24 protein-coding genes, 1 tRNA gene and 1 riboswitch are annotated in these 26,026 nt (G+C 72.1%); of the genes, 19 read left to right on the top strand and 6 right to left on the bottom strand.

What is annotated here, in order from left to right:
- The first annotated feature begins 62 nt into the window (after positions 1-62).
- The 5 genes from der to ACYVKF_RS16965 all read left to right on the top strand — a co-directional run bounded on the left by der (position 63) and on the right by ACYVKF_RS16965 (position 5,530).
- Complete coding sequence (der, locus tag ACYVKF_RS16985) at positions 63-1,586, top strand: ribosome biogenesis GTPase Der (RefSeq protein ID WP_460967961.1); 1,524 nt, start codon at positions 63-65, stop codon at positions 1,584-1,586.
- 2 nt (positions 1,587-1,588) lie between these two features.
- Positions 1,589-3,769, top strand: a complete 2,181-nt coding sequence (locus tag ACYVKF_RS16980) for an acyltransferase family protein (RefSeq protein WP_460967959.1) — start codon at positions 1,589-1,591, stop codon at positions 3,767-3,769.
- A gap of 130 nt (positions 3,770-3,899) precedes the next feature.
- Positions 3,900-3,973: transfer RNA gene (locus ACYVKF_RS16975), tRNA-Pro, on the top strand.
- A 308-nt stretch (positions 3,974-4,281) separates the two neighbouring features.
- Positions 4,282-4,857, top strand: coding sequence for an Ltp family lipoprotein (locus ACYVKF_RS16970; RefSeq protein ID WP_460967957.1), 576 nt, complete (start codon positions 4,282-4,284; stop codon positions 4,855-4,857).
- A 196-nt stretch (positions 4,858-5,053) separates the two neighbouring features.
- The gene (locus ACYVKF_RS16965) at positions 5,054-5,530 is read left to right on the top strand and encodes a GNAT family N-acetyltransferase (protein ID WP_460967955.1); all 477 of its coding nucleotides are present in this window, start codon (positions 5,054-5,056) and stop codon (positions 5,528-5,530) included.
- Here ACYVKF_RS16965 and ACYVKF_RS16960 read toward each other — a convergent pair.
- Positions 5,514-6,923 carry an aminotransferase-like domain-containing protein gene (locus tag ACYVKF_RS16960; protein ID WP_460967953.1) on the bottom strand — a complete coding sequence of 470 codons (1,410 nt, stop codon included), beginning with the start codon at positions 6,921-6,923 and terminating at the stop codon, positions 5,514-5,516. The two genes, ACYVKF_RS16965 and ACYVKF_RS16960, sit on opposite strands and share 17 nt — an antisense overlap.
- Here ACYVKF_RS16960 and ACYVKF_RS16955 point away from each other — a divergent pair.
- From ACYVKF_RS16955 to ACYVKF_RS16945, 3 genes are all read left to right on the top strand, one after another.
- Positions 6,922-7,875, top strand: coding sequence for a DMT family transporter (locus ACYVKF_RS16955; protein WP_460967951.1), 954 nt, complete (start codon positions 6,922-6,924; stop codon positions 7,873-7,875). The genes ACYVKF_RS16960 and ACYVKF_RS16955 overlap by 2 nt on opposite strands.
- A gap of 68 nt (positions 7,876-7,943) precedes the next feature.
- Positions 7,944-8,579 (top strand): FMN-binding negative transcriptional regulator, encoded by a 636-nt coding sequence (locus tag ACYVKF_RS16950; protein ID WP_056919044.1) that lies wholly within the window; start codon positions 7,944-7,946, stop codon positions 8,577-8,579.
- A 104-nt stretch (positions 8,580-8,683) separates the two neighbouring features.
- Positions 8,684-9,160: a hypothetical protein gene (locus ACYVKF_RS16945; RefSeq protein ID WP_460967949.1), complete on the top strand. Its 477-nt coding sequence runs from the start codon at positions 8,684-8,686 to the stop codon at positions 9,158-9,160.
- A 40-nt stretch (positions 9,161-9,200) separates the two neighbouring features.
- Here ACYVKF_RS16945 and ACYVKF_RS16940 read toward each other — a convergent pair whose 3' ends face one another.
- A complete protein-coding gene (locus ACYVKF_RS16940; RefSeq protein ID WP_056914480.1) occupies positions 9,201-9,965 on the bottom strand; it encodes a class I SAM-dependent methyltransferase in 765 nt (254 codons plus the stop codon).
- Positions 9,966-10,018: 53 nt separating this feature from the next.
- Complete coding sequence (locus ACYVKF_RS16935; protein ID WP_460967946.1) at positions 10,019-10,666, bottom strand: DUF2461 domain-containing protein; 648 nt, start codon at positions 10,664-10,666, stop codon at positions 10,019-10,021.
- Between the two features lie 33 nt (positions 10,667-10,699).
- Here ACYVKF_RS16935 and ACYVKF_RS16930 point away from each other — a divergent pair, with 33 nt between their 5' ends.
- On the top strand, positions 10,700-11,143 hold the full coding sequence (locus tag ACYVKF_RS16930) for a YdeI/OmpD-associated family protein (protein WP_056919041.1): 444 nt from the start codon (positions 10,700-10,702) through the stop codon (positions 11,141-11,143).
- A 69-nt stretch (positions 11,144-11,212) separates the two neighbouring features.
- Here the strand turns inward: ACYVKF_RS16930 and ACYVKF_RS16925 are convergent, their stop codons facing one another.
- On the bottom strand, positions 11,213-12,355 hold the full coding sequence (locus tag ACYVKF_RS16925; protein WP_460967944.1) for a MalY/PatB family protein: 1,143 nt from the start codon (positions 12,353-12,355) through the stop codon (positions 11,213-11,215).
- 42 nt (positions 12,356-12,397) lie between these two features.
- Here ACYVKF_RS16925 and ACYVKF_RS16920 point away from each other — a divergent pair, with 42 nt between their 5' ends.
- From ACYVKF_RS16920 to gcvP, 10 genes are all read left to right on the top strand, one after another.
- On the top strand, positions 12,398-13,012 hold the full coding sequence (locus ACYVKF_RS16920; protein ID WP_255353295.1) for a CDP-alcohol phosphatidyltransferase family protein: 615 nt from the start codon (positions 12,398-12,400) through the stop codon (positions 13,010-13,012).
- 7 nt (positions 13,013-13,019) lie between these two features.
- The gene (locus tag ACYVKF_RS16915; protein ID WP_460967941.1) at positions 13,020-14,030 is read left to right on the top strand and encodes a DUF881 domain-containing protein; all 1,011 of its coding nucleotides are present in this window, start codon (positions 13,020-13,022) and stop codon (positions 14,028-14,030) included.
- Complete coding sequence (locus ACYVKF_RS16910; protein ID WP_056914474.1) at positions 14,027-14,359, top strand: small basic family protein; 333 nt, start codon at positions 14,027-14,029, stop codon at positions 14,357-14,359. The genes ACYVKF_RS16915 and ACYVKF_RS16910 overlap by 4 nt, the downstream gene beginning before the upstream one ends.
- A 56-nt stretch (positions 14,360-14,415) precedes the next feature.
- Complete coding sequence (locus ACYVKF_RS16905; protein ID WP_235529159.1) at positions 14,416-15,111, top strand: DUF881 domain-containing protein; 696 nt, start codon at positions 14,416-14,418, stop codon at positions 15,109-15,111.
- Positions 15,112-15,230: 119 nt separating this feature from the next.
- Positions 15,231-15,620, top strand: coding sequence for a glycine cleavage system protein GcvH (gene gcvH, locus ACYVKF_RS16900; RefSeq protein WP_056914472.1), 390 nt, complete (start codon positions 15,231-15,233; stop codon positions 15,618-15,620).
- Positions 15,621-15,727: 107 nt separating this feature from the next.
- The gene (locus ACYVKF_RS16895; protein ID WP_056914471.1) at positions 15,728-16,183 is read left to right on the top strand and encodes an FHA domain-containing protein; all 456 of its coding nucleotides are present in this window, start codon (positions 15,728-15,730) and stop codon (positions 16,181-16,183) included.
- Positions 16,184-16,223: 40 nt separating this feature from the next.
- Positions 16,224-16,928, top strand: a complete 705-nt coding sequence (gene ftsR, locus ACYVKF_RS16890) for a transcriptional regulator FtsR (protein ID WP_056919037.1) — start codon at positions 16,224-16,226, stop codon at positions 16,926-16,928.
- A gap of 19 nt (positions 16,929-16,947) precedes the next feature.
- Positions 16,948-17,445, top strand: a complete 498-nt coding sequence (locus tag ACYVKF_RS16885; protein WP_460967938.1) for a bifunctional nuclease family protein — start codon at positions 16,948-16,950, stop codon at positions 17,443-17,445.
- Positions 17,446-17,628: 183 nt separating this feature from the next.
- Positions 17,629-18,210, top strand: a complete 582-nt coding sequence (locus tag ACYVKF_RS16880; protein WP_056917077.1) for a MerR family transcriptional regulator — start codon at positions 17,629-17,631, stop codon at positions 18,208-18,210.
- 84 nt (positions 18,211-18,294) lie between these two features.
- Positions 18,295-18,413: riboswitch (glycine riboswitch) on the top strand.
- Positions 18,414-18,482: 69 nt separating this feature from the next.
- Positions 18,483-21,425: an aminomethyl-transferring glycine dehydrogenase gene (gcvP, locus tag ACYVKF_RS16875; RefSeq protein WP_460967936.1), complete on the top strand. Its 2,943-nt coding sequence runs from the start codon at positions 18,483-18,485 to the stop codon at positions 21,423-21,425.
- Positions 21,426-21,550: 125 nt separating this feature from the next.
- Here gcvP and ACYVKF_RS16870 read toward each other — a convergent pair whose 3' ends face one another.
- Both ACYVKF_RS16870 and ACYVKF_RS16865 read right to left on the bottom strand, forming a co-directional pair.
- Positions 21,551-24,724 (bottom strand): AAA family ATPase, encoded by a 3,174-nt coding sequence (locus ACYVKF_RS16870; protein ID WP_460967934.1) that lies wholly within the window; start codon positions 24,722-24,724, stop codon positions 21,551-21,553.
- On the bottom strand, positions 24,721-25,899 hold the full coding sequence (locus ACYVKF_RS16865) for an exonuclease SbcCD subunit D (RefSeq protein WP_460967932.1): 1,179 nt from the start codon (positions 25,897-25,899) through the stop codon (positions 24,721-24,723). The genes ACYVKF_RS16870 and ACYVKF_RS16865 overlap by 4 nt, the downstream gene beginning before the upstream one ends.
- Between the last annotated feature and the right edge of the window lie 127 nt (positions 25,900-26,026).

The raw sequence follows: 26,026 nt of genomic DNA, 5'->3' as shown, positions 1-26,026 counted from the left end.
GACGACGGGCACGACGCGCGGGGCGCGGGCCTTGTCCTGGGCGCCCCCAAAAGTGCGCGACAATGTGGGGCGGCCCCGCGCCATACCGCGCGCCGTGGCCCGAACACAGACCAACGCAAGGATTTGCCGTGAGTGAGCACCTGACCGACGACTCGACCGTGGAGCGCGCCCTGCGCGTGGGGTTGGAGGACTTCCACCTCACCGACGAGGACCGTTCGCTCATCGACGGTGACGTCGACGAGGACGGGTTCGTCGTCGGCAGCGGTCCGCTGCCGGTCGTCGCCGTCGTCGGCCGCCCGAACGTCGGCAAGTCCACGCTCGTCAACCGCATCCTCGGCCGTCGCGAGGCGGTCGTCGAGGACGTGCCCGGCGTGACCCGTGACCGCGTGGCGTACGACGCCGACTGGGCCGGGCGCCGGTTCACCCTCGTCGACACCGGCGGCTGGGAGATCGACGCCACCGGCATCCACCTGCGTGTCGCCGAGCAGGCCGAGGTGGCCGTGGACCTCGCCGACGTCGTGATGTTCGTCGTCGACGCGACGGTCGGTGCCACCGACGACGACGAGGCCGTCGTCAAGCTCCTGCGTCGCTCGGGCAAGCCCGTCGTGCTCGTGGCCAACAAGGTCGACGACCAGCGCACCGAGGCCGACGCCGCCGCCCTGTGGAACCTCGGGCTGGGGCAGCCGTGGCCCGTCTCGGCCCTGCACGGACGCGGCAGCGGTGACGTCCTGGACGCCGTCCTCGACGTCCTTCCGTCGGTCGCCGCGAACTCCGACGCCTACCAACGCGGTGGCCCGCGTCGCGTGGCCCTGATCGGCCGCCCCAACGTCGGCAAGTCGTCGCTGCTCAACAAGCTCGCCGGCGAGGACCGGGTCGTCGTGGACAACGTCGCCGGCACCACCCGTGACCCGGTCGACGAGTTCATCGAGCTCGGCGGCAAGACCTGGCGCTTCGTGGACACCGCCGGCATCCGTCGTCGTGTGCACCAGACCCGTGGCGCCGACTTCTACGCCTCCCTGCGCACGCAGACGGCCCTGGAGAAGGCCGAGGTCGCCGTCGTCCTCATCGACGCCGAGCAGCAGATCGCCGAGCAGGACATCCGCGTCGTGCAGCAGGTCATCGACGCGGGCCGCTCGCTCGTCGTGGCCTACAACAAGTGGGACACCCTCGACGAGGAGCGCCGCTACTACCTCGAGCGCGAGATCGAGCGCGAGCTCGTGCAGATCCCGTGGGCACCCCGGGTCAACATCTCCGCGAAGACCGGTCGCTCGGTCGACAAGCTCGTGCCTGCGCTGGAGAAGGCGTTGGAGTCCTGGGACTTCCGTGTGCCGACCGGTCGCCTCAACGCGTTCTTCGGCGAGATCGTCGCGTCCAACCCGCACCCGGTGCGGGGCGGCAAGCAGCCCCGCATCCTGTTCGCGACGCAGGCCTCGACCCGGCCGCCGCGCTTCGTCATCTTCGCCTCCGGCTTCCTGGAGGCCGGTTACCGCCGGTTCCTCGAGCGCCGACTGCGCGAGGAGTTCGGCTTCGAGGGCACGCCCATCGAGGTGTCGGTCCGCGTCCGCGAGAAGCGCAAGCGCAAGTAGGCGTGACCGACAGCGTGGAGGTGCCCGCCCCGGTTCGTGCGCCCGACGCCGCGGCGACGCGTGCCGGTTCGGCGGGGACCCGTGCCCCGACGCCCGCGCGCCGCGACGTGCAGGCCATGCGCGCGCTGGCCGTCGGCGGCGTCGTGCTCAACCACCTCTGGCCGGGCCGGCTGACCGGCGGGTACGTCGGCGTCGACGTCTTCTTCGTCATCTCCGGCTACCTCATCAGCCTGCACCTGCTGCGTGAGCTCGCCGACACCGGCCGGATCGGCCTGGTCGCGTTCTACAGCAGGCGCGCCCGCCGCCTGCTGCCCGCCGCCCTGCTCGTCGTCGTGGTCAGCCTCGTCGCCATGGTCCTGTTCGTGCCGTCGACGGTGTGGGACCGCAACGTGGGGGAGGCCATCGCGTCGACCCTCTACGTGGAGAACTTCCAGCTCGTGCGGCTCGCGGTCGACTACCAGGCCCACGACGAGGCGGCGAGCGCGTTCCAGCACTACTGGTCCCTGAGCGTCGAGGAGCAGTTCTACCTCGTCTGGCCCGCGCTGTTCCTGGGCTTCGTGGCCCTGCGCCGCCGGCGTCGCCGCGGGAACGACCGTTCCCACGGCCTCGCCGCCGTGGGGGCCGGAGTGGGCGTCATCGTGCTGGCGTCGGGAGTGGCGGCCGTGGTCCAGACCGCGGCCTCGCCCACGGCTGCGTACTTCCTCACGTGGACCCGCGCCTGGGAGTTCGGCATCGGCGCGCTGGTCGCCGTGCTGGCGAGGTCCCGGGGCGGGCGCCCCGTGCTGGGCACCTCCTCGGCGGGTGCCCTGGCCGTCGGCGGGTGGCTGCTCATGGCGGGCGCCATGGTGGTGTTCGGCGGCCGGACGGCTGTGCCCGGAGCCCCGGCGCTGGTGCCCGTCCTCGGTGCCGCCGCGGTCCTCGTGGCCGGGGAGTCCCGCCTGCGTGCCCCCCTGGACCCGATCACCTCGGTGCGCCCGGTGCAGTTCCTCGGCGACATCTCGTACTCGGTCTACCTCTGGCACTGGCCGCTCCTGGTCCTGCTCCCGTACGCCGTGGGCAGCCACGGCCTCGCCGCCCGGCTGGCCGTGCTGGCCCTGACGCTGCTGCTCGCCTGGCTGACCCGTCGGTACGTCGAGCAGGCCGCCCAACGCTCCGGCTTCCTCAAGGCCGGCCGGCTCAGGTCCCTGGCGTCCACAGCGGTGGCCATGGCCGTGGTGGTCGGGCTGGCGTCCGGTGTCAGCGTCGAGTCGGCGCGCCGCGCGGACGCGGTGCGGGCCGACCTCATCTCGGCCGTCACGCACGGCGTGTGCGTCGGTGCCGGTGCCCTCGAGCGGGAGTGTGGCGACCCCTACCAGCGTCCCCTCATCGCCCCGGTCTCCGACGTGGACAAGGACTTCCACAACGTCGCCGGGTGCCGGGACGACGCCTCGATGGTGGTCGCCGGGTGGAAGCCGCGCACCGACTGCGACTTCTCCGGAGGGGACGCCAAAGCCCTGCGCGTGTGGTTGGTCGGGGACTCGCACGCCCAGCACCTCGTGCCGGCCCTCGCGGAGGCGGGTCGCCGGCACCACTGGAAGGTCACCTCCCTGGCCATCGGCGGGTGCCTGCCCATCCCCACGAAGCAGGCCCCCGGGGCGATCGAGGGGCGTTCGGAGGACGTCTGCCCCCATTTCGGCCCGGCTGTCGACACGGCCGTGACCCGGGAACGCCCGGACGTCGTCATCGTCTCGGTGTCCAGCAAGCGCGAGCACATCGACGACGGCACCGGCCGTCCCCAGGTGCAGCAGTACGTCGACGCGCTCTCTCCCGTCGTCACCGCCTGGACGCGGCGGGGCTCGGTCGTGCTCGCCATGACCGACAACCCCGGCAGGACCGGGGTGCTCGACTCGACCTGCACCAACCAGAACCTGGACCACCTCGAGACCTGCTCGGTCGCCCGCAGCTCCGTGGTCCGGCTCGGCGCGTTCGAACGCGCCACCGACACCCTCGCCGGCCGGGTCCGCGGTCTGGGCCGGATCGACCTCACCGACCACGTGTGCGACGCCAGGACCTGTCGCAGCGTCGTCGGCGGTGTCAACGTCCTGCACGACACCAACCACTACAGCGCCGTCTACTCACGATCGCTGGGCCGCTTCCTCGCGCAGGACGTGCTGTCGGCCGTCACCGACCACCCCGTGCGCTGACGCCGGCCGACGCCCACCGGGTCGCGCGGCGGCATACCGATTTCAAGCGGGGGTATGGCGTGCGCTAGGGTTTCGTTCGCTCCCGCGGTCGTGCTTCGGCGCGATTCTGCACGGGGCGACAACTCCACAACGGGCTGTAGCGCAGCTTGGTAGCGCACTTGACTGGGGGTCAAGGGGTCGCAGGTTCAAATCCTGTCAGCCCGACCGATCGGGGTCCGATCTGCTCACGCAGGTCGGACCCCGTCGTCGTCTCCGCGCAGAAGCGTCGGCTGGGCTTTGATGCTTATGGCCCGAAAGGCCATTTTTGTGCCATTCCGACTACTTGGAACGTGAAGGCGTGCAATGGTGGCGCAGCCCTCACGGCTAGTGAGCAAACCCTGAGCGACGACCTCTATTCGTCGCACCGTCAAAAAGTCGGCGGATGGGTCCAGCCCGCCTAAGGGGCAATCTGTCCGCACCAGACCTTGAAGGAACAGCCAGTTATGTCATCCGTTGACAGTCCCCCCGTCGGAATGGACCCGAACGCGAATCCGAAGGCAGCGGCGAAGGCCGCGAAGGCCTACGCCAAGGCGACTCGCCCGTGGTTCAAGAAGAAGCGCTTTTGGTTGGCTGGCCTCGTGCTCGTCTCGGTCATCGCCATCGCGGCAGGAGGTGGCGGCGACAAGGCTCCGTCGTCTTCGAGCGTCCCGGCCACGCAGACAAACAGCGCGGCCGCCGCTCCGAAGCCGGCAACGACTCCCAGCGCGGCGAAGGCGGCAGCTGTGCCGGCGAAGCCGAAGCTGTCGGCGGGCCAGCAGAATGCCCTTCGATCCGCCGAGAACTACCTCAGCTTCGCGCCATTTTCTCGCAAGGGTCTGATCCGTCAGTTGTCGTCCTCCGCGGGCGATGGCTACTCGGTCAAGGACGCTACCTACGCGGCCGATCACGTCAAGGTGAACTGGAACGAGCAGGCTGCGATCGCTGCGAAGAACTACCTCGACATCACCGCGTTCTCGCGCAAGGGGCTCATACAGCAGCTGTCATCGTCGGCGGGCGACGGCTACACCGTCGCGCAGGCTACCTACGGCGCCAAGAAGGCCGGCCTCTGATCCGACTTGGCCAAGACCCCCTCCCACATGCGGGAGGGGGTCTTCCTGCTCGACTCGCCTTTGCCTCAGAGCGGATCGACGAGGCAGGCCGTTGAGCGCCAACGCGGATTATCGTCCTCACAGGATCGGCTGCGTGCGCGCGCCGTCATGCCCCTCATGACGGGCCAGCGGACGAGCGCCATCTAGGGTCTCGGGCATGACGCTGCTGCGACCCTTGCGGCGCGACGACCTCGAGGAGCTCCTGGTCGTGCAGCGCGAAGGAGCCGTCCTCGGTCTCGGCCACATCTTCCCCCAGGACGACCACCCGTTCCCGACGGACCAGCTGCGTGAACGGTGGGCCGTCGAGCTCGAGGACCCCGAGGTGCGGTGCTACGCCGTCGTGGTCGACGCGGCGATCGAGGGGTTCGCCGCCACCCGTGACGGCGAGTTCCTGCACTTCGGCACGGCTGTCGCCACGTGGGGGAGCGGGCTGGCGGGCCGGGTCCACGACGAGGTCCTCGCCACGCTGCACGGTCAGGGGCACGAACACGCCTGGCTGCGGGTGTACGAGGAGAACCACCGCGCCACCCGGTTCTATGCGCGCCGCGGCTGGCAGCCGACCGAGGTGACGAGCCGCTCGACGTTCGCGCCGTACGCGCTGCTGCGCCGCTGGGAGATCACCCTCGGCGACTGAGGGCACGCCCCAGGACCTGAGCAGCCCGGGGGAACGCCGACGGGTTGGGGCCCGAGTAGTTGAGCCGCAGGAACGGTCCGGTCGGTTCCGCGGGGAACCACTCGTCCCCCGCAGCGATGACGAGGCCTGCGCGCTCGCAGTCCTGGGCGAGCTCGCGGACGTCGGTGCCGTCCGGCAGCCGGGCCCACAGGTTGAGCCCGCCGGGCGGAACCTGGTCGACGAGTGCGGCCGGCGCGTGCTCGAGCAGGCTGTCGACGAGCAGGTCACGGCGGGCGCGGAGCGCGTCGCGGACCCCTCGCAGGTGTGTCTGCCAGGCGGGCTGCGTAACCACGTCGAGCGCCGCCCCCTGCAGCAGCCCGCTCACGTACATCGACTCAGCGGTCCGGTCGGCCAGGATGCGCTCACGGGCCGGGCCGCGAGCGATCACCGCGGCGACGCGCAGGGCGGGGGACACGCTCTTGGTCAGCGAGCGCAGGTACACCACGTGGCCCGAGTCGTCCTGGGCCGCCAAGGGGCGTGGCGTCGACGTGATGCCGAAGTCGTGGGCCCAGTCGTCCTCCACGAGGAATGCGCCGTGGGCGCGCACCACGTCCAGCACCGCCGAGGCTCTCTCGGTCGACCACTGGGTCCCGGTGGGGTTCGCAAAGGTCGGCTGGGCGTAGAACACCCGTGCACCGCTCTCGGTGAACGCCCTGTCGAGCTCCTCGGGGTCCGGACCCTCCGGCCCGGTGGACACGGGTACGGCGCGGACACCGGTCTGGGCCGCAGCCGTGATGGCGCCCCAGTAGGTGGGCGACTCGAGGAGGACGGCCCGTCCCCGCGGTACGAGGGCCCGGAAGATCGAGCTCAACCCGCCCTGGCTCCCGGGCAGGACGACGACGTCGCTCGGACCAGGCACGGCGGTCCCGGCCGGGCAGGCGGCGCCGAGCTCGTGGGCGAACCAGGACTGCAGCTCCGGGAGACCCGCGACGGGTGGGCGGGAGATGGCCGTGTCGCTGCGACCGGCCCGGCCCAGCGCCGCGCGGACGAGGCGCTCGGGCAGGAGCTCCCTGTCGGGGTACCCGGAGTGCAGAGCCATGGCGTCGTTGGGTGCTGTGCGCATCGCCGTGGAAACACCGTGGCTGCGCACCTCCGGGGACCCCAGGGCGGCCGTCTGCCACCCGTAGTCGGCAGGACGCGCTGTTCGGACGGTCCGGACGAAGGTGCCCACCCCGGGGCGGGTCTCCAGCAGTCCAGCACCCGCGAGCTCGCGCAGGGCGCGTTGAACGGTCACCGGGCTGGCCCGGTGCTCGGCAACGAGAGCTCGTGTGGACGGAAGGCGCGCCCCGACCGGTGCGTCCGCGATCCACGCTCGCAGAGCTGCGGAGATGCGTGAACTGCTATCGTCATTCATGAGCCAACACAGTAGCGCTACTCTGGCGAAGGGCACTCCGGTACCTGCCGCTCCTGGTGCCGGACTGGCCTGGGGACTGGTGGGAGTCGTCGCCTTCTCGTTCACCGTGCCCTTCACGCGCGTGGCCGTAGGGGGCCTGTCCCCCCTCTTCATCGGATCGGCGCGTGCGGTTGCTGCAGCCGTCCTCGCCGGTGCGGCGCTCGCCCTGACCCGGCAGGCCCTGCCGCGACCACGACAGTGGGTACGGCTCGCGGTGGTGGGCGCCGGCGTGGTGGTCGGCTTCCCCCTCCTGACGTCGTACGCGCTCAGCAGCGCGCCGGCCAGCCACGGCGCTGTCGTCATCGCCCTCCTCCCGGCGGCGACCGCGGCGATGGCCGTCCTGCGTGGGAACGAACGCCCCCCGCCGCGGTTCTGGACCGCTGCGGGTGCCGGTGCCCTCGCCGCCACGGGATTCGCGTCGGCCCAGTGGGGTGGGTTCGGCCACCTGCGGTTGGCCGACCTCCTGCTGTTCGGTGCGGTGCTCGCTGCCGCCGTCGGCTACGCCGAGGGCGGCCTCCTCGCGCGCGAGCTGGGGGCGTGGCAGACGGTCTCCTGGGCCCTGGTGCTCTGCTCACCGGTCATGGTGGTGCTGGCCGCGACCTCCGTCGCGCGGCACACCCCTACGGCCTCGCCGACGCAGTGGGCGGCCTTCGCGTACCTCGCCGTCGTCAGCATGTTCCTCGGCTTCTTCGCGTGGTACCGCGGGCTGGCCATCGGGCCGATGGCCAGGGTGAGCCAGGTCCAGCTCGTGCAACCGGTCCTGTCGATCGCGTGGGCTGCCCTGCTGCTCGGCGAGTCGCTCACACCGGTCACGGTGCTGGGTGGTCTCGTCGTGGTGCTGTGCGCCGCCGGGGCCGTGCGGGCGCGGCTCGGGGCCCGGGTACCGCAGCCCGCTCCGGACCCCACCGCCTGACTCCTGCCTTTCAGGACCCCACCGCCTGACTCCTGCCCTTCAGGACCCCACCGAGGGAGACTGGACCCATGTACGTTCCCCACTTCAACGCCATCCCGGACGAGGCAGGGCTGCGGGCCCTGGTCGCTGGGGTTGCGACCGCGCAGCTGGTCACGGTCGGCAGCGACGGGTACCCGTTGGTGACGTTCCTGCCGATCCTCTGGGAGGGCGACACCGTCATCGCTCACATGGCCCGGGCCAACCCGCACTGGAAGCAGATCGGCGACGGGGCGCCGGCGGTCGTGGTGGCCACCGGGCCGGACGCATACGTCTCACCCTCCTGGTACGCGAGCAAGGCGGAGCACGGCCGGGTGGTCCCGACCTGGAACTACTCCGCGGTCGAGCTCGTGGGTCGGGCGCGGATCCACGAGGATCCCCAGTGGCTGCGCACCGCGGTCGACGCCCTCGTCACCCGTCACGAGGGCCATCGGCCGCAGCCGTGGAGCAGCGACGACGCCCCGCAGCGGTACCTCGAGGGGCAGCTGCGGGCCATCGTCGGCGTCGAGGTGACCGTCGAGCGGGTCGAGGGCAAGGCCAAGCTGAGCCAGAACCGTTCGGAGGCCGATCGACAGGGTGTGGTGGCGGGCCTGCGCGGCGAGGACTCACCCGCGGCTGCGGTCGTCGCCGAGGCGGTGGACGCGGCGCTGCGGGGCGCGGGGCAGTGACCCGTCCTGCCGCCGGCCGGCCAGTGCCGTGACCAGGCTCGACCGCGTCCGTGTCGTGGGGCCAACCGGGCCTGGACGGCGTTCGTGCGTGGTCTAATCGCGGCGTGGACCTCACCAAGGAGTTCAGCGCCGAGGAGTATGCCGGCGCGCTCGAGTCGTGGGACTGGCTGGACCTGGCCGACGCCCTGCCCCTCCACGCGACCCTCTTCGGTGACGTGATCCTGCAGACGCCGGGCGGTTTCGCGTTCCTCGACACGGTCGAGGGGACCCTCGTCCACGCCTGGCCGGACCGCGAGTCGGTGGAGGCCGCGCTCCTGACCCAGGACGGGCAGGACCGTTACCTCATGGGGGAGCTGGCCCTGGCCGCCGCCGAGCAGGGGATCGTCCCCGGACCCGTGCAGGTGCTGAGCTTCATCCACCCACCCGTGCTCGGCGGTGCCCTGACCGTCGACAACCTGGAGGTGCAGGACTTCGTCGTGGCCACGAACATCGCCGGGCAGATCCACCAACAGGTGCTCGATCTCCCCGCAGGTACCCCCATCGCGGGTGTGGCCATCGAGGGCGCCGCCGCCGAGGGGTGACCCGACCCCCGACCCCCGGCGCCCGTCCGGGCGCCTGCGATCACCCCGCCACGCGGGCGGTGACGCACCACGACTCGGCTGCCACGACGAACGGCACGTCGGGCACCCGTCCGCGACACTCCTGCTCGAGCCGGGCGCGGCCGGCCTCGTCGAGTCCCAGCACGTACTGACCGGCGGGCCCGACCCCGAGCGTGTAGGGCTCCCACCACTGCTCGAACGAGTCGTACGGCACGTGCACCGTCAGGACCGTCTCGGTCAGGTCGTGCAGGCCTGCTGCCCGGAACCGGCTGGCGAGGTCGCCCTCGTGGACGCCCGCGTAGTCGTTCTCGCCCTCCTCCTGCGGGTCGACCGCCCTGACGGCCTCCCAGAACAGCGACAACGGTCCCGCACCTGCGCCGTGGTTCCACACCGTGGCTGCGACGACACCCCCGGGGCGGGTGACCCGAGCCATCTCGGCGAGACCGGCAGCGGGGTCGGTCATGAAGTGCACGACCAGGGACGCCATCGCGGCGTCGAAGGAGTCGTCGGCGAACTCGAGCGACTCGGCGCTGCCCACGGTGACCTCGGTCCCGGGGAAGCGCTCCCGTGCAGCCTCGACGAACGGCAGCGACGGATCGACGGCCGACACCCGCTCCGGTCCGAGGACCGCCACCAGCCGGGCGGTCAGGGCGCCCGGTCCGCACCCGACGTCGAGGGCGCGCTGACCCGGCCGGATCCCGGCGACCTCGACGAACTGGTCGGCGAGGGGCTCGGAGTACCGGCCCATGAACCTGCCGTAGGCCTGCGCCGGGACGAGAAAGCTCATCCTCGGACTCTAGGCCTGTGCCGCCCGGGCGAACAGGCTCTGGCAGCAGCCGGTCAGTCGGTGGCCACGTGCTCCAGCACCCACTCGGTGAGCGGACGCACCTGCCGCCAGGACGTCCGCACCTCCGCGAGGGTCCTCGGCGTCGACAGCCAGTCCGGTGCGCCGATCCGACGGACGGCCATCATCTCCTTGCGCCGCAACAGGTCCAGCCGTGGGTGGTCGGCCCCGAATCCCTTCGGCCGGGTCTTCAGCTCCGCCCCCTCCAGCGCGAACCCGGCCGCGCGGAGGTCGGCGACGATGCGCTCGAGCGCCGGCCCGGACGCGCTCGAGTCGACCGCGGCGCGGTACCGAACCGTCTCAGCGGGGGAGTGCGCGCGGAACCCCCCGCCCACGGTGAGGCCGTCACCGCCCAGCTGGAGATACCAGCCGGCACCCTTGTCCCGACCCACCAGGGCTGCCTGGTGCGTCTTGTACGGGGACTTGTCGGCACTGAAGCGCAGGTTCCGGTTGGGGCGGAACAGCTTGCCCGGTCCGAACTCGTCCTCCAGCGCGTCGACCAGGGCGCGCATCGGGTCCCGGACGTCGGTCTGCCAGCGCGTCTTGTGGGCGAGCCAGAACTCCCGCGTGTTGTCCTCCTCGAGGTCCTGGTAGAACTCCACACCCCACACCGGGAAGCCGTCGAACCCACTGCTGTCAGCCATTCACCCACTGTGCCACGCGGCATACTCGCTCCCATGAGGTTCACGGCCGAGCTGCAGCAGACGGGTAGAACGACCACGGGTTTCGAGGTGCCGCAGGAGGTGGTCGACGGTCTCGGCGGGGGCAAGCGCCCCAAGGTGACGGTGACCCTCAACGGCGCCACGTACCGCAGCAGCGTCGCGCCCATGGGCGGCAGCAGCTGGGTGGGCGTCAGCGCCGAGAACCGCGCGCTGACCGGTGCCGTGGGCGGCCGGACCTACGAGGTGGAGCTCGAGCTCGACACGGCCCCCAGGACCGTCGAGGTCCCGGCCGAGCTGGCGGCGGCCCTGGCCGGCGACCCCGCCGCGCAGGCCGCCTGGGCGAAGCTCTCCTACTCCCACCAGCGCCAGCACGCGCTGGCGATCGAGGGGGCCAAGGCCGCCGAGACGCGCGCCCGCAGGGTGGACAAGACGCTGGAGGCGCTGCGCAGCAAGGGCTGACCCAGCTCGATGCGGCGGCGAGTCCCGACGAGTGCCCGCGAGGTCCGGTGACTCCCGACGCGGGGTTCGTCAGACCGCCGCGGCGATCCGGGTCACGGCCTCGCGCAGGATCTCCGGCGAGGTCCCGAAGTTGAGCCGGGCGTGGCCCTGCCCGCCCGCGCCGAAGCCGGGGCCGGGGTGCAGGGCCACCTTGGCGCGTTCGCGCAGCACCGCTGCAGGATCGGGGCCGAGGTCGTACGCCCTCAGGTCCAGCCAGGCGAGGAACGTGCCCTGCGGTTCGCGGTACCCCACCTCAGGCAGGTGCTGCGCCAACAGCGACCCGAGCAGGCGTCGGTTCTCCTCGAGACCCGCGAGCAGCGCGTCCAGCCACGGACCTCCCTCGAGGTAGGCCGCCCGGTGGGCGATGACACCGACGTGGCTGGCTCCGTGGGAGACCTCCTCGGGGATGCGGGCGAGGTCCTCGCGAGCCTGCGGCCCCGGCACAGCCATGGCCGCCTTGAGCCCGGCCAGGTTGAACGCCTTCGAGGCCGACATCAGCGAGATGGCGGTTGTCCCTGCCGGGAGCGAGGCCACCGGTGTGAACCTCACCCCGGGGTGGGCCAGCGGGGCATGGATCTCGTCCGCCACGACCCGTACCCCGTGGGCGCTCGCGACCTCGAGCACCGCGGTGAGCTCGTCCGCCGTGTGCACCGCCCCGGTGGGGTTCTGCGGGTTGCACAACAGGTATGCCGCCCGACCACCACCGCGCGTGGCCTCCACGCAGGCCCGCTCGACGGCCTCGGGATCGAGCCGACCCGCGGGGGACAGGGGCGCCTCGACCACCCTGCGGCCGAGGCTCCGGACGAACTGGAAGAACGGCGGGTAGACGGGGGGACTGACCACGACCGCGTCACCGGGGCCGGTGACCAGCTTGAGCACCTCGACCACCCCCAGCATCACGTCGGGCACGATCGCCATGGCAGCCGGGTCCGGCGTCCACCCCCACCGCTGCGTCGCGAACGCGGACAGGGCCGTGGCGTAGTCCTCGGCCCACGGGTAGCCGGTGTCGCCCGAGCGCATCGCGTCGACCACCGCACGCTGCACGGGCTCCGCCGGGACGACGTCCATCTCCGCGACCCAGAGGGGCAGGACGTCAGGTCCGTACAGGCGCCACTTGACGCTCCGGCGCTCGCGGAGCGCAGCCAGACCCGGTCCGACCAGCGGGTTGTCCATGCCTGCGAACTCTACGTCCCAGCCGCCCGTTAGGCTTCGGGCGTGGCGGCACAGGGTGATCGGGGGACGGGTTCGGGGGTGTCCCTCGTGTCCGACCGCGTCCTCACCCTGCCCAACGTCCTGTCGATGCTGCGGCTGCTCGGCGTCCCGGTGTTCCTGTGGGCGATCCTGACCGAGCACGACGCGATCGCCCTCGTGACGCTGATGCTCTCGGGGCTGAGCGACTACCTCGACGGGAAGATCGCGCGCCGGTACGGCCTGGAGTCCCGCCTCGGGCAGCTGCTCGACCCGTTCGCCGACCGCCTCTACATCGCGACCACGCTCGTCGGCCTCGCCGTGCGTGACGTCATCCCGTGGTGGCTGGTCTGGGCCCTCGTCGGTCGGGAGCTGCTGCTCGCCGGCGTGCTCTGGTGGGTCAAGCGGCACGGACAGACGGGCCTGCCGGTCCACTTCATCGGCAAGGCGGCGACGTTCAACCTCCTCTACGCCTTCCCGCTGCTGCTCCTGGGCCAGGGGGACAGCGGGTTCGCCGCCTGGGCGCTGCCCATCGGGTGGGCGTTCGCGTGGTGGGGTACTGCGCTCTACTGGGTCGCCGGCGTGATGTACATCGTCCAGGCGCGGCAGGTGGTGGCTGCTCGCGTGGCCGCCGCGCGCTGAGGTCACGATGGCTCCCACGTCGCACCGCACCTCCGCACCCGACCCGACCCCCACGGGGCGACGGCCGGACGAGTCGATGACCCTGCTCACCTCGATGATGGAGCGCCCGCTCGACCCCGGGTATGCCGCCGCGGCCGAGCGGCGCGTCTCGGAGGGCCTCCCGCCCAGCACGGGCACCCGGACGCTGACCGTGGTCGTGGCGGCGACCGTCGTGGGCCTGCTCCTGGCGCTCGGCGCGGTGGCCCTGCGGGCCCCGTCGACCTCGGCCGCGAGGGCCAAGGCCCAGCTGGTCTCCCAGGTGGAGGCTCGCCGGACCGCCGTCGACCGCCAGGAGACTGCCCTGCGCAAGCTCCAGGCGCAGGTGGACGAGCTGCGCAGCCAGGCCCTCGGCCAGACGTCCAGCTCGCTGCAGAGCCGGCTCGCAGCCCTCGACCTGGCGTCGGGCGCCCAGGCGCTGCAGGGGAAGGGCATCGTGGTCGTCCTCGACAACGCCCCCGGGGCCGGCGACACCAGTGCCGACGGCAACCCGCGCACGTCGAGCGAGAACACCGACGGCATCCTCTACTCCAAGGACATGCAGGTCGTGGTCAACGGACTGTGGGAGGCCGGGGCGGAGGCGATCTCGGTCAACGGGCAGCGGCTCACCTCGCGATCGGCCATCCGCTTCGCCGGTGACGCCATCCTCGTCAACTACCGACCCCTCGCCCGTCCCTACACGATCACCGTGCTGGGCGACCCCGACGGGCTCCAGGTGGACTTCGCCGAGACGGCGGGGGGCGCCTACGCGCGCGCCCTCAAGGACAACTACGGCATCCGTGTTTCCATTGACGCCAAGGACGACCTCACGGTGCCTGCGGCCACCGCACTGACCGTGCGGGAGGCCACCGTGCCGGCACCGACCTCGAGCACCCCGACCTCCTCGAAACCCGGATCTGGCTCGGCGTCCTCGGGCTCGGCACCGTCGGGCTCGAGCTCCAGGACCGACTCCCCAACGCCCACCTCGGAGAACACACCGTGATACCCCTGCTCGGCCTCGTCGGCGGCGTCCTCATCGGGCTCCTCTGGGGCCCCGACGTGCCCCTCGTGCTGCAGCCGTACCTGCCGATCGCCGTGATCGCGGCCCTCGATGCCGTGTTCGGGGCGGTGCGTGCGGTCCTGGACGGGATCTTCAACGACAAGGTGTTCGTCGTCTCGTTCCTCGCGAACGTCGTCGTCGCCGCCTTCATCGTCTTCCTCGGTGACCAGCTCGGTGTCGGCTCGCAGCTGTCCACCGGCGTCGTCGTCGTCCTCGGCGTGCGCATCTTCTCCAACGTCGCCTCGATCCGCCGACACCTGTTCAAGGCATGACGACGACGCCACCGTCCTCCCCGCCCACGTCCAGCGCGTGGGTCACGCTGCTGCGCATGGCACGCCCGCGCGCCACCCGTGCGAACGCCTTCGCCGCCCTCCTCGCCATCGCGCTCGGCTTCGCCATCGCCACCCAGGTGCAGCAGACCAACCAGAGCGGGCTGGAGCAGCTGCGCGAGGACGAGCTGGTCCGGATCCTCGACGACGTGAGCCAGGCGCAGGGGCGGTTGGCCAGCGACACCCGCGAGCTCGAGAGCAGCCGTGACGCCCTCCTGTCCGGTGTCGACTCCAGCGCCGAGGCGCTGAAGTCCGCCCAGGAGCGCCTCGACACCCTCGGCATCCTCACCGGCACCGCCCCGGCGACCGGGCGCGGCGTCGTCATCACGATCAACGACCCCGACCGGAAGATCAGCGCGGCCAGGCTGCTCGACGCGTTGCAGGAGCTGCGGGACGCCGGCGCCGAGGCCGTGCAGATCGGCGACGTCCGCATCGTCGCGAGCACGTGGTTCGCGGACGCCGACGGCGGCGTGGAGATCAGCGGCACGCGCGTGGACCCGCCCTACTCGATCAAGGCCATCGGCGACCCGGCCACCATGGCCTCCGCCATGGACATCCCCGGCGGCGTGACGGAGTCGGTCCGCAAGGACGGAGCCACCTCGACCGTGCGCCAGGCCGACTCGATCGAGGTCACTGCATTGCACTCCCTTCAGGACCCTCGTTACGCTCGGCCCGTCCCGACGCCGTCCAAGTAGGCCGCCCGCAGCCAGGACGCACCGCGACCCACCCCGCCCCACCACGTCCGACCCCCGTCGGACACACTGTCGGCCAACAGCGTTCCGTCACACCGTCAGTCACGCGCCAGAGGAGCAGCATGAGCGAGCTGGAGTACCCCCAGGACCTGCGTTACACCGCCGAGCACGAGTGGGTGCGCTCCGGCGACGACGGCACCGTGCGCATCGGGATCACCTCCTTCGCCCAGGACGCCCTCGGTGACGTCGTCTACGTCAGCCTCCCGACCGTCGGCGACACCGTCGCGACCGGCGACGCCTGCGGCGAGGTCGAGTCGACCAAGTCGGTCAGCGACCTGTACGCCCCGCTCGCCGGTGAGATCACCGCGGTCAACGAGGCGCTCGACGGCACCCCGGAGCTCGTCAACACCGACCCCTACGGCGAGGGCTGGATGTACGAGCTCCGGCCCTCCGACGCCGCTGCCGTCGAGGCCCTCCTGGACCCCGCGGCATACCAGGGTCAGCTCGGCTGACCGACCGCCGGCACCCGGGCCGGATTTCGCTGCGCAGTGTCGGCGGCGTCACCTAGGGTGTGTGCTTTGCTAGAGGGGCTTGACGACAACAGAGGAGCGCAGCACCCATGAACGGCAGCGAGATGGACGAGCAGGCGTCGCACCCGCACGAGCCGACGACCATGCGTCTCCCCGGCATCTCGGGCCTCGAGCCGGTCGACACGTCGGCCGAGACCGAGGTCTCGCTCAGCAAGGCCGACCAGGCCACGGTCGACGCACTGCGTCCCGGCACCGCCCTGCTCGTCGTCCTGCGCGGACCCAACACCGGTGCGCGGTTCCTCCTCGACGACGACGAGGTCAACTCCGGCCGTCACCCCGACAGCGACATCTTCCTCGACGACGTCACGGTGTCTCGCAAGCACGCGAACTTCCGTCGCGAGGGCGAGACCTTCGTCGTCCGCGACGTGGGTTCGCTCAACGGCACGTACGTCAACCGCGAGCGGATCGACGAGGCCACGCTGCAGACCGGCGACGAGGTCCAGATCGGCAAGTTCCGCCTGGTCTTCTACGCCGGCAGGGCCTGACGCAAGGCCCCTGGTGACCGCTCGCACACCACGGCAGTTGATGGCGATCGGGGCGGTGCTGGCTGCCCTGCGTGAGGACTTCCCGGACATCACCATCTCCAAGATCCGGTTCCTCGAGGCCGAGGGCCTCGTCACGCCCGCGCGCACGGGATCGGGCTACCGCACGTACTCCGCGGCCGACGTCGACCGGCTGCGCTACATCCTCACGGCGCAGCGCGACCACTTCTGGCCGCTCAAGGTCATCCGTGACGCCCTGGACGCGCTGGACCGTGGCCTCACGCCGGAGCGCGGCTCGTCCGCCGGTATGCCGCGGCCCTCGGTCCCTGCGCCGGTCACCGACCCGGACGTGCCCACGGCCGCTGCCCTGACCGAGGTGGGGTCGCTGCGGTTGACCCGCGACGAGCTCGGCTCCGCCGCCGGCCTGGACGCAGCCACGATCGACGCCCTCGAGACGTTCGGCCTCGTCCGCCCGGATGCTGCCGGGCACTACGGCGAGGCGGCCCTGGGCATCGCCCACGCGGCCGGCGCCCTCGCGGCCTACGGCGTCGAGCCCCGGCACCTCCGTCCGTTCCGCACGGCGGCGGATCGTGAGATCGGGCTGGTCCAGCAGGTCGTCACGCCCCACCGTGCCGCGTCCGGCAAGGGGGGTCGCGGCGGTGCCGCGGCCGACCCGACGGGGGAGGTGCTGCGGCTGTGCGTCGCCCTGCACACCGCCCTCGTGAAGGACGGACTGCAGCGCGGCTGAACCGGGGTACGGTGGAGCAGTGAAGGAGCTCGAGGTCCTCGGCGTCCGGGTGGAGATGCCCACCAACCACCCCATCGTCCTGCTGCGGGAACGCGACGGCGACCGCTACCTGCCGATCTGGATCGGCGCAGCGGAGGCGACGGCCATCGCGTACGCCCAGCAGGGGATCGAGCCGCCGCGCCCGCTGACCCACGACCTCATGAAGAACGTCATCGAGGGTCTGGGCCACAAGCTCACGGAGGTCCGCATCGTCGAGCTCAGGGACGGAGTCTTCCATGCGGCCCTGGTCCTCGACGGGACGACCGAGATCTCGTCGCGCTCCTCGGACGCCATCGCGCTGGCGCTGCGCACCGGCACGACCATCGTCGCGGGGGAGTCGCTCCTCGAGGAGGCGGGCGTCGCGATGACCGGCGAGGAGGACAAGGACGACGAGGTCGAGCGTTTTCGCGAGTTCCTCGACCACGTCTCGGCCGAGGACTTCGAGACCAAACCGGGCGAAACCGACCCAGAAGCCTGAGCGGCCACGCTCAAACCCTCTATCTCAACTCAACATCGAGAGTCGACCCCGACGGCGCGACACGCCGAAACCCCGAGGTCGAGTGGTTGTTGACGTTGCAATCTGTGCGGCCGTACGGTCAGCCCAGACCCGCAAATGCAACCCATGTAGTTACACCCGTAGTTCGACCAGGAGGTGAGCGTCGTGAACACGAGCAGTGAGGCTGGCCACGGCCACACGAGTGTGCCGAGAGCGGCACAGGGGCTTTTGTTCACGGACGACCTGCCCGAGCTGAGCGAGGACATCGGCTACCGCGGTCCCACGGCCTGCAAGGCGGCCGGGATCACGTACCGCCAGCTCGACTACTGGGCCCGGACCGGCCTGGTCGAGCCCTCGGTCCGCGGCGCGACGGGTTCGGGCACGCAGCGGCTCTACGGCTTCCGCGACATCCTCGTCCTCAAGGTGGTCAAGCGACTGCTCGACACCGGGGTCTCCCTCCAGCAGATCCGGGTCGCCATCACCCACCTGCGCGAGCGTGGGGTCGAGGACCTGGCCCAGATCACCCTCATGAGTGACGGTGCGTCGGTCTACGAGTGCACCTCCGCCGACGAGGTCATCGACCTCGTCCAGGGTGGTCAGGGAGTCTTCGGCATCGCCGTCGGCCGCGTCTGGCGCGAGGTCGAGGGCGAGCTCGCCGAGCTGCCGAGCGAGCGCACCGACGAGGAGGCCCCGGCGGACCACCCCGGTGACGAGCTCCGCGTCCGTCGTCAGGCCCGCCTGGCCTGACCACGCCTGAACCACACTGCTGTCCTGCACGGGCCGCCGCTCCCTCGGGGACGGCGGCCCGTGCTGTAGATTGGGCGGTGCTGAACATCCCGTGCGGGAGAGTCCCCGCGTGAGCCGCGTGCGTTTCGACGCCCGGCCCACGGCGGGGCGCCGAAGGGGCAAACTCCCCGGAACCTCTCAGGCGCCAGGACTGCATGGGACAGGCACCTCTGGAGCGGCGAACCCGTGACAGATGGGGAGGCGATCCGAGCAGTCCGACGTTCAGGAGCCTCATGTCCGCCCAGCAGACCAGCACGCCCGCCGACGCCTCGACCGGAGCGGGTGCCGACGCCACCGCCGAGCAGCTGACCACCCGCCTGCCCGAGTTCGTCGGCCGCCACATCGGCCCGTCGGGGGACGACGTCTCCGCGATGCTCGCCGCCGTCGGCCGCGACAGCCTCGAGTCCCTGGTGGACGCGGCCCTGCCCGGCGCGATCCGCAGCGACACCCCCTTGCGGGTCGAGCCCAGCCCCTCGGAGTCCGCCGTCGTCGAGGAGCTGCGCGGCCTCGCCCGGCGCAACCACGTGATGACGTCGATGATCGGACTGGGTTACTACGGCACCATCACCCCGGCCGTGATCCAGCGCAACGTGCTCGAGAACCCGGCCTGGTACACGGCCTACACGCCGTACCAGCCGGAGATCTCGCAGGGCCGCCTCGAGGCCCTCATCAACTTCCAGACCGTGGTCAGCGACCTCACCGGCCTCTCCACGTCCGGCGCGTCCCTGCTCGACGAGAGCACGGCCGCTGCCGAGGCGATGACGCTGATGCGGCGCTCGAGCAAGGCCGGCGCCGACGCCGTCCTCGTCGTCGACCGTCACCTCTTCCCGCAGACCCTGGCCGTCATGCGGACCCGGGCGCTGCCCCTCGGCATCGGTGTCGTGGAGGCCGACCTGGACGAGGTCGCCTCGGTGGAGGCCCTGACGGCCGCCGCCGGCGGGGCCCCCGTGTTCGGCGTGATGGTGCAGTACCCCGGCGCCGACGGTGAGGTCCGCGACTGGAGCGCCCTCACGGCAGCTGCCCATGAGGCCGGCGCGCTCGTGACGGCCGCCGCGGACCTGCTCGCGCTCACCCTGGCCACGGCGCCGGGGGAGTGGGGCGCCGACGTGGCGGTGGGCACGACCCAGCGCTTCGGGGTGCCGATGGGCTTCGGCGGCCCCCACGCCGGCTACATGAGCGTTCGCGCCGGCCTCGAGCGGTCGCTGCCCGGCCGCCTCGTCGGCGTGAGTGTCGACACGGAGGGGGCCCCGGCATACCGGCTCGCGCTCCAGACCCGTGAGCAGCACATCCGTCGCGAGAAGGCGACCTCCAACATCTGCACCGCCCAGGTGCTGCTGGCCGTGATGGCCTCGATGTATGCCGTCTACCACGGACCCGACGGCCTCGCGGCGATCGCCAAGCGCGTGCACGGCCACGCCCGCGCACTCGTCGAGGGCCTGCAGGCGAGCGGGGTGGAGGTCCTCACGACCCACTACTTCGACACCGTGACCGTCTCGGTCCCGGGGCGCGCCGACGAGGTCGTCAGTGAGGCGGCCCACCGCGGCGTCAACGTGTGGCGCGTCGACGCGGACCGCGTGTCGGTCAGCGTCGACGAGACGACGGACCTGCGCAACCTCGACGCGGTGTGGTCGGCGTTCGGCGCCACCGGCACCACGTCGGTCCCGCTCGACGGCGTCCGGTGGCCGACCGAGCTCGTGCGCACCAGTGAGTACCTCACGCACCCGGTGTTCCACAGCCACCGCAGCGAGACCTCCATGCTGCGCTACCTGCGGCGCCTGTCCGACCGCGACTTCGCCCTCGACCGCGGCATGATCCCGCTGGGCTCCTGCACCATGAAGCTCAACGCGACGACCGAGATGGTGGCGGTGACCTGGCCGGAGTTCGCGCACCTGCACCCGTTCGCCCCGGCCCACCAGACCGAGGGCATCCGCTCGCTCATCAGTGACCTCTCGGCGTGGTTGTGCGAGATCACCGGGTATGACGCGGTGTCGCTCCAGCCGAACGCCGGCTCGCAGGGTGAGTTCGCCGGGCTCCTCGCGATCCACGCGTACCACGAGGCCAACGGCCAGTCGCAGCGCCGGATCTGCCTCATCCCGGCCAGCGCCCACGGCACCAACGCCGCCAGCGCCGTCATGGCCGGCATGAAGGTCGTCGTCGTGAAGACCGCCCCCGGCGGCGACGTCGACATGGACGACCTGCGCGCCAAGGTCGACCAGCACCGGGACGACCTCGCGGCCATCATGGTGACCTACCCGTCGACGCATGGCGTCTTCGAGGACACCATCACCGAGCTGTGCGGCCTGGTCCATGACGCCGGTGGTCAGGTGTACGTCGACGGGGCGAACCTCAACGCCCTCGTCGGCCTCGCCCGACCGGGCAAGTTCGGGGCGGACGTCTCGCACCTCAACCTGCACAAGACGTTCTGCATCCCCCACGGTGGTGGCGGCCCGGGCGTCGGTCCGGTGGCGGTGCGCGCGCACCTCGCGCCGCACCTGCCCAACCACCCGCTCTCGGCCGAGGCCGGTCCCGCGACGGGGGTCGGCCCGATCTCGGCGGCACCGTTCGGTTCGGCGAGCATCCTGCCGATCTCGTGGGCGTACGTCCGCCTCATGGGTGGTGCCGGCCTGACCCGCGCGACCCAGGTGGCGATCCTCAACGCGAACTACATCGCGACCCGGCTGCGCGAGCACTACCCGGTGCTCTACTCCGGTCACGACGGCATCGTGGCCCACGAGTGCATCCTCGACCTGCGGGACCTCACCAAGCGCAGCGGCGTCACCGTCGACGACGTGGCCAAGCGGCTCATCGACTACGGGTTCCACGCGCCCACCATGTCGTTCCCGGTCGCCGGGACGCTGATGGTCGAGCCGACCGAGAGCGAGGACCGTGGCGAGATCGACCGGTTCTGCGACGCGATGATCGCGATCCGTCACGAGATCGCCGCGGTGGAGGCCGGAGAGGTGGCTGTCGTCGACAGCATGCTGCGCAACGCCCCGCACACCGCCAAGGCCCTCGCCGGCAAGTGGGAGTACCCGTACGAGCGGTCCGACGCAGCCTTCCCGGTGGGAGTCCACGCGCCCGACAAGTACTGGCCGCCGGTGGCCCGCATCGACGGCGCCTACGGCGACCGCAACCTCGTCTGCAGCTGCCCGCCGCCCGAGGCGTTCGAGAGCTGACCGGCGCCCTGCGGTGCGCGAGGACAACCGCGCGCACCGCAGGACGACGCGGCTGGAGGACGACCCGGCTGCAGGACGAGCCGGCGCAGGCCGACACCACGGGACGGGACGGCCCTGCAGACGGCTCAGGCGGCGGGGGCCGCGTCGTTGGCGACGCCGGTGCGCACGGTCGAGCCGCGCTCGGTCTTGATGACGACGACCTGGCTCGAGATGCGGGTGCGCAGCTCGGCGACGTGGCTGACGACGCCCACGGCGCGTCCGCCCTCCCGCAGGTCGTCGAGCACGGCCATCACCTGCTCGAGGCTCGCGTCGTCGAGCGTGCCGAATCCCTCGTCGACGAACAGCGTCTGCAGGTCGAAGCCCCCGGACTCCTCCCGCACCGCATCGGCGAGCCCGAGGGCCAGCGCCAGCGACGCCATGAACGACTCGCCCCCGGACAACGAGCTGGTGTCGCGAGCCTGACCGGTCCAGAGGTCGAGCACCTCGAGGCCGAGGCCGCTACGGGCACCGCGGGCGGCGAGACCGTCGGTGTGGCGCAGCTGGTAGCGACCCTCGCCCATGGTCGCGAGCCGCTCGTTGGCCAGCGCGGCGACCTTCTCCAGTCGCGCAGCGAGCACGAAGGCCGACAGCCGCATCCGCAGCGAGTTGGACGTCGAGGTGCCGGCGACGGCGTCGGCGACCTCGCGCAGCACCTCGTGCCGGGCCGCAGCCTCGGTCAGCGCCAGGCCGCGTTCGGCGACGTTCGAGCGGACGCGCTCGACGCCTGCCAGTGTGCGCCGCACCAGCGTGTCGGTGCCCAGGGCCGCCGTGTAGGCCTGGCGTGCCAGCTCCGCCGCGGTCCCCAGGGACTCGAGGTCGGGGGCCTCGCCGGCGAGGGCTGCCGCGACGTCGGGGTCGTCCAGCACCGTGGTCGCCTGGACCAGGGACTGGCTGTGGGCCGCGATCCGCGACTGGAGGGTGGCGATGTCGTCCGCGGGCAGGGCCGCGGCCCGCGCCTCGTCGGCAGCGGTGAACCCGGACTCGGCCAGGGCCACCGTCGTGGCCTCCACGACGGTGGCCGCCGCTGCCCGGGAGCTCGCCAGGACCAGGGTGGCGTCGGCGTGGTCGGCGAGCGCCCGTGCCGCGGCATCGTGACGCCGCCGCAGTGGGGCGAGGGTGGCCAGGAGGTCCTCGACGCCTTCGAGCACGGTGTCCGGCACCGCGGTGTCCGGCACCGCAGGGTCCGGCGCTGCAGGGTCAGGCTGAGCCGGTCCGGGACCTGCGGTGCACGGGCAGGCGGCAGCGTGCCGGGTGAGCGCGTGACGAACCGCCAGGGCGTCGGCGGCCAGGTCGCTCTCGAGCGCGGACAAGGTCGTGTGCGCGGCGGTCAGCCCGTCGCGCAGGTCTGCGGCCTGCTCGGCCAACGTCGCGATCTCGTCTTCGGTCGACTCCACGAGGGCCTTGGCCCGGTCGAGCGCGGCGGCCCGCCGGACCACGGCGGCGTGCTCGGCCTTGGCCTGCTCGACCGCCTCCGCCAGGGCGGCGGCGTCGCGGTCCTCGTCGCCGAGCTGGCTCTGGCGCTCGGTGAGTGCCGACTCGATCGACGCCACCACGGCCTGCGCCTCGGAGAGCCGTGCTGCCGCCAGCTGCCAGGCCTGCTCGGCTGCCTCGACGTCGTCCGCCGACACCGCACCCTCGCCGGTGGCAGGCGTCGGGTGCTCCGCGGACCCACACACCGGGCACGGCTGTCCCTCGTCGAGCCGGGCGGCGAGCTCGGCCGCCATCCCGTCGAGGCGGGCCTGGCGCAGGTCCTGATAGGTGTCGCGCAGGTCCTGCGCGGTGGTTCGGTGTCCGTCGCAGGTGGCTCGTGCCGTGACCAGGTCGCCCCGACCGGCGTCCAGGGCCACCCGGGTGCGGTGCAGGACGCCGAGGTCCTTGACGAGCGCAGCCGCCGCATCGACCGCTCCCGCCGCCTGGGTGGACTCGGCGAGCTGGCGCTGGGCCGCCAGGGCGGCGTCCCGCCGTGCGACCACCCGAGCCTCCAGCTGGTCGCGGGCGACCTCGGCCTGACGGGTCTGCGCGAGGAGGGTCGTGTGCTGCTGTGTCCGCTCCCGCCAGGAGCGGCCGTGGCGCTCGGCGTCGTCGAGGGTCGAGGTGGCGGCGGTGACTCGGTCCGCGGCCTCCGCGAGGGTGTCGCCGGTCACCCCGAGGGCGGTGGCTGCGGGGGTGGTGACGGCCAGCCGCTCCTCGGCTCGAGCGACGGTGTCCTGGGCGCGGGTGAGGGCCGCGAGGTCGCCGGACACCGAGCGCGCCCGGAGCGCCGCATCGACCCGCAGCGCCGCGGAGTCGACGGCCGGCTGCTGGGCGGTGAGCCGCTCCACGGCCTGGGCGGCCTGGCGTCCACGGTCCCGGCGGGCACTGACCTCGCGTGCGCCGTGCAAGGCGTTGGCGGCCAGGGTGTCGGCGGACCGGGCGGTGTCGACGGCTGCCAGGGCCTGGACGGAGGCCGTCCCGAGCGCGGTGATCACGACGTCGAGGGCCGCGGGCAGCTCGTCGAGCGCCAGCGCGGACCAGTCCGTGGGCACCTCGGAGTCCATGTCAGGGTTGGCGGCCTCGACGTGACCCAGGGCCTCGGCCACGAGCCCGGGCGGAGCATCCGCGAGCACGTCCGCGAGCACGGCCAGGTCGGAGCGCAGGGCGCTGTGGTGGGCCTCGACGGCAGCAGCCGAATCCTTGCGCTGCGTCGCGAACCACTCCTCGATGCCGGCGTACGTGGACACGTCGAAGAGCTTCTCGAGCAGACCGCGTCGCTCCTCCGGAGTGGCCCGCAGGAAGGCGGCGAAGTCGCCCTGGGGGAGCAGGACCACCTTGTTGAACTGCTCGAGCCCCATGCCCAGGACGTCCTTGACGACGTCGGCGATCTCGTCGTGCCGGGTGCTCAGGGCTTCCCAGCCGCCGTCGCGTTGCTCCCACAGGACGGCCTTGGCCTGGACTCTCGTCTCGCCGGTGCCGCGGGACTTCGGCCGGGAGAACTCGGGCGAGCGCTCCAGCCGGAACCGTCGTCCGACCGCGGTGAACTCGAGCGTCACCTGCGGGACGGCCCCGCGGTCGGCGTGGTCGCTGTGCAGGCCCTTCTTCGATCGCGAGCCGGGCACGTCGGCATACAGGGCGAACGCGATGGCGTCGAGCAGGCTGGTCTTGCCCGCCCCGGTGGCCCCGCGGATGAGGAAGAGGCCACCGGCCGCGACCTCGTCGAGGTCGACCTCCACGCTGCCGGCGAACGGGCCGAATGCCGTGACCGACAGGTGGTGCAGCCTCATGCCGCGCCCACCCGTCGACGGGCCGGGGACAGCTGGCCCTCGTCGTCGCGCCCGGCGCGTCCCGTGCGAACGGCCTCGACGGCGGCGGCGAGCACCTCGCGCTCGGCGACGGTGGGGGCCTGCCCGCCACGGACGTGGTCGAGGAAGCTGCAGCAGACGTCGAGCGGCTGCTGCTGCGTCGCGCGCTGGGCGTAGGAACGCACCGGCACCGGCGCTCCCTGCGGGTCGAACTGCAGCACCAGCGTGTGGGGGAACCGGCGCCGAAGCTGTTCCATCGCGGCAGGCGGGCGCACCGCGTCGGTCAGGGTGACCTGGCACCACGCCCGCTCGGCCGCGCCGTGGCGCGGGTCGGCGAGCAGGTCCTCGAGGTCGCCACGCAGGACGGCGAGCGGGCGGGCCACGGGTGCGTCGATCGGCTCCACGTGCACGCCGGCGTCATCGAGGTCGACGAGCCACGACCCCTTGGTCTGGCGGTGCTCGCTGAAGGACAGGGCCACCGGCGACCCGCTGTAGCGCACGGATTCGCTGACCTGCTGCCGACCGTGCAGGTGCCCGAGGGCGACGTAGTCGTGTCCGGCGAAGGTGCGTGGGTGGACCGCGCCGACCCCGCCGACCGAGATGTCGCGCTCGGAGTCGCTCGTCGCCCCTCCGGTGACGAAGGCGTGGCCCATGACCACCGAACGCCCACCGCGCGAGACCCGGTCGGCGTTGACCCTGGCCATCGCCGCCCCCAGGACCCCCGCGTGCGTGCGCTCGGTGGTGCCGAGGGGGCCGGCCGCGACGGCGGGCTCGAGGTAGGGGAGCGGGTGGACGGCCACGTCGCCGACCATCACCGGCGTGCCGATGGAGTCCAGTGACGAACGGATGTGCAGGCCGGTCCTGGCCAGCAGGTCGCTGGCGAACCCGAGCCGGATCGCCGAGTCGTGGTTGCCGCTGGACAGCACGACGACAGTCCCCTCGCCGACGAGGCGGGTCACCGTCTCGCTGAGCAGCTGCACGGTGTCGGGGGAGGGCATCGCACGGTCGTAGACGTCTCCGGAGACGAGCACCGCGTCCACCGACTCGCTGCGCACCGTCTCCACGAGGTGGTCGAGGTACTGCGCCTGGGCGTCGAGCAGCCCCACCTGGTGGAACGAGCGTCCCAGGTGCCAGTCGGAGGTGTGGAGCAAGCGCACCCCTGCAGGCTACGAGCGGGCGGTGACAGCCGTTGGCAGGCGCGCCCTGCGCATGGTTAGGTCATCACGGCGTCATGTCCGCACGGCGCCGGTCCGCACACGAGGTGGCCCACCGGCATACCGGACG

Source organism: Pedococcus soli, assembly GCF_054782575.1.
This window is presented reverse-complemented; position numbering and strand designations above follow the sequence as displayed.

Bases quoted from the DNA above. Each gene is read 5' to 3' on its own strand.
- der (WP_460967961.1), top strand. From the start codon at position 63: ATGTGGGGCGGCCCCGCGCCATACCGCGCGCCGTGGCCCGAACACAGA.
- ACYVKF_RS16970 (WP_460967957.1), top strand. From the start codon at position 4,282: ATGGACCCGAACGCGAATCCGAAGGCAGCGGCGAAGGCCGCGAAGGCC.
- ACYVKF_RS16965 (WP_460967955.1), top strand. From the start codon at position 5,054: ATGACGCTGCTGCGACCCTTGCGGCGCGACGACCTCGAGGAGCTCCTG.
- ACYVKF_RS16955 (WP_460967951.1), top strand. From the start codon at position 6,922: ATGAGCCAACACAGTAGCGCTACTCTGGCGAAGGGCACTCCGGTACCT.
- ACYVKF_RS16960 (WP_460967953.1), bottom strand. From the start codon at position 6,923: ATGAATGACGATAGCAGTTCACGCATCTCCGCAGCTCTGCGAGCGTGG.
- ACYVKF_RS16950 (WP_056919044.1), top strand. From the start codon at position 7,944: ATGTACGTTCCCCACTTCAACGCCATCCCGGACGAGGCAGGGCTGCGG.
- ACYVKF_RS16940 (WP_056914480.1), bottom strand. From the start codon at position 9,965: ATGAGCTTTCTCGTCCCGGCGCAGGCCTACGGCAGGTTCATGGGCCGG.
- ACYVKF_RS16935 (WP_460967946.1), bottom strand. From the start codon at position 10,666: ATGGCTGACAGCAGTGGGTTCGACGGCTTCCCGGTGTGGGGTGTGGAG.
- ACYVKF_RS16930 (WP_056919041.1), top strand. From the start codon at position 10,700: ATGAGGTTCACGGCCGAGCTGCAGCAGACGGGTAGAACGACCACGGGT.
- ACYVKF_RS16925 (WP_460967944.1), bottom strand. From the start codon at position 12,355: ATGGACAACCCGCTGGTCGGACCGGGTCTGGCTGCGCTCCGCGAGCGC.
- ACYVKF_RS16915 (WP_460967941.1), top strand. From the start codon at position 13,020: ATGGCTCCCACGTCGCACCGCACCTCCGCACCCGACCCGACCCCCACG.
- ACYVKF_RS16905 (WP_235529159.1), top strand. From the start codon at position 14,416: ATGGCACGCCCGCGCGCCACCCGTGCGAACGCCTTCGCCGCCCTCCTC.
- gcvH (WP_056914472.1), top strand. From the start codon at position 15,231: ATGAGCGAGCTGGAGTACCCCCAGGACCTGCGTTACACCGCCGAGCAC.
- ACYVKF_RS16895 (WP_056914471.1), top strand. From the start codon at position 15,728: ATGAACGGCAGCGAGATGGACGAGCAGGCGTCGCACCCGCACGAGCCG.
- ftsR (WP_056919037.1), top strand. From the start codon at position 16,224: ATGGCGATCGGGGCGGTGCTGGCTGCCCTGCGTGAGGACTTCCCGGAC.
- gcvP (WP_460967936.1), top strand. From the start codon at position 18,483: ATGTCCGCCCAGCAGACCAGCACGCCCGCCGACGCCTCGACCGGAGCG.
- ACYVKF_RS16870 (WP_460967934.1), bottom strand. From the start codon at position 24,724: ATGAGGCTGCACCACCTGTCGGTCACGGCATTCGGCCCGTTCGCCGGC.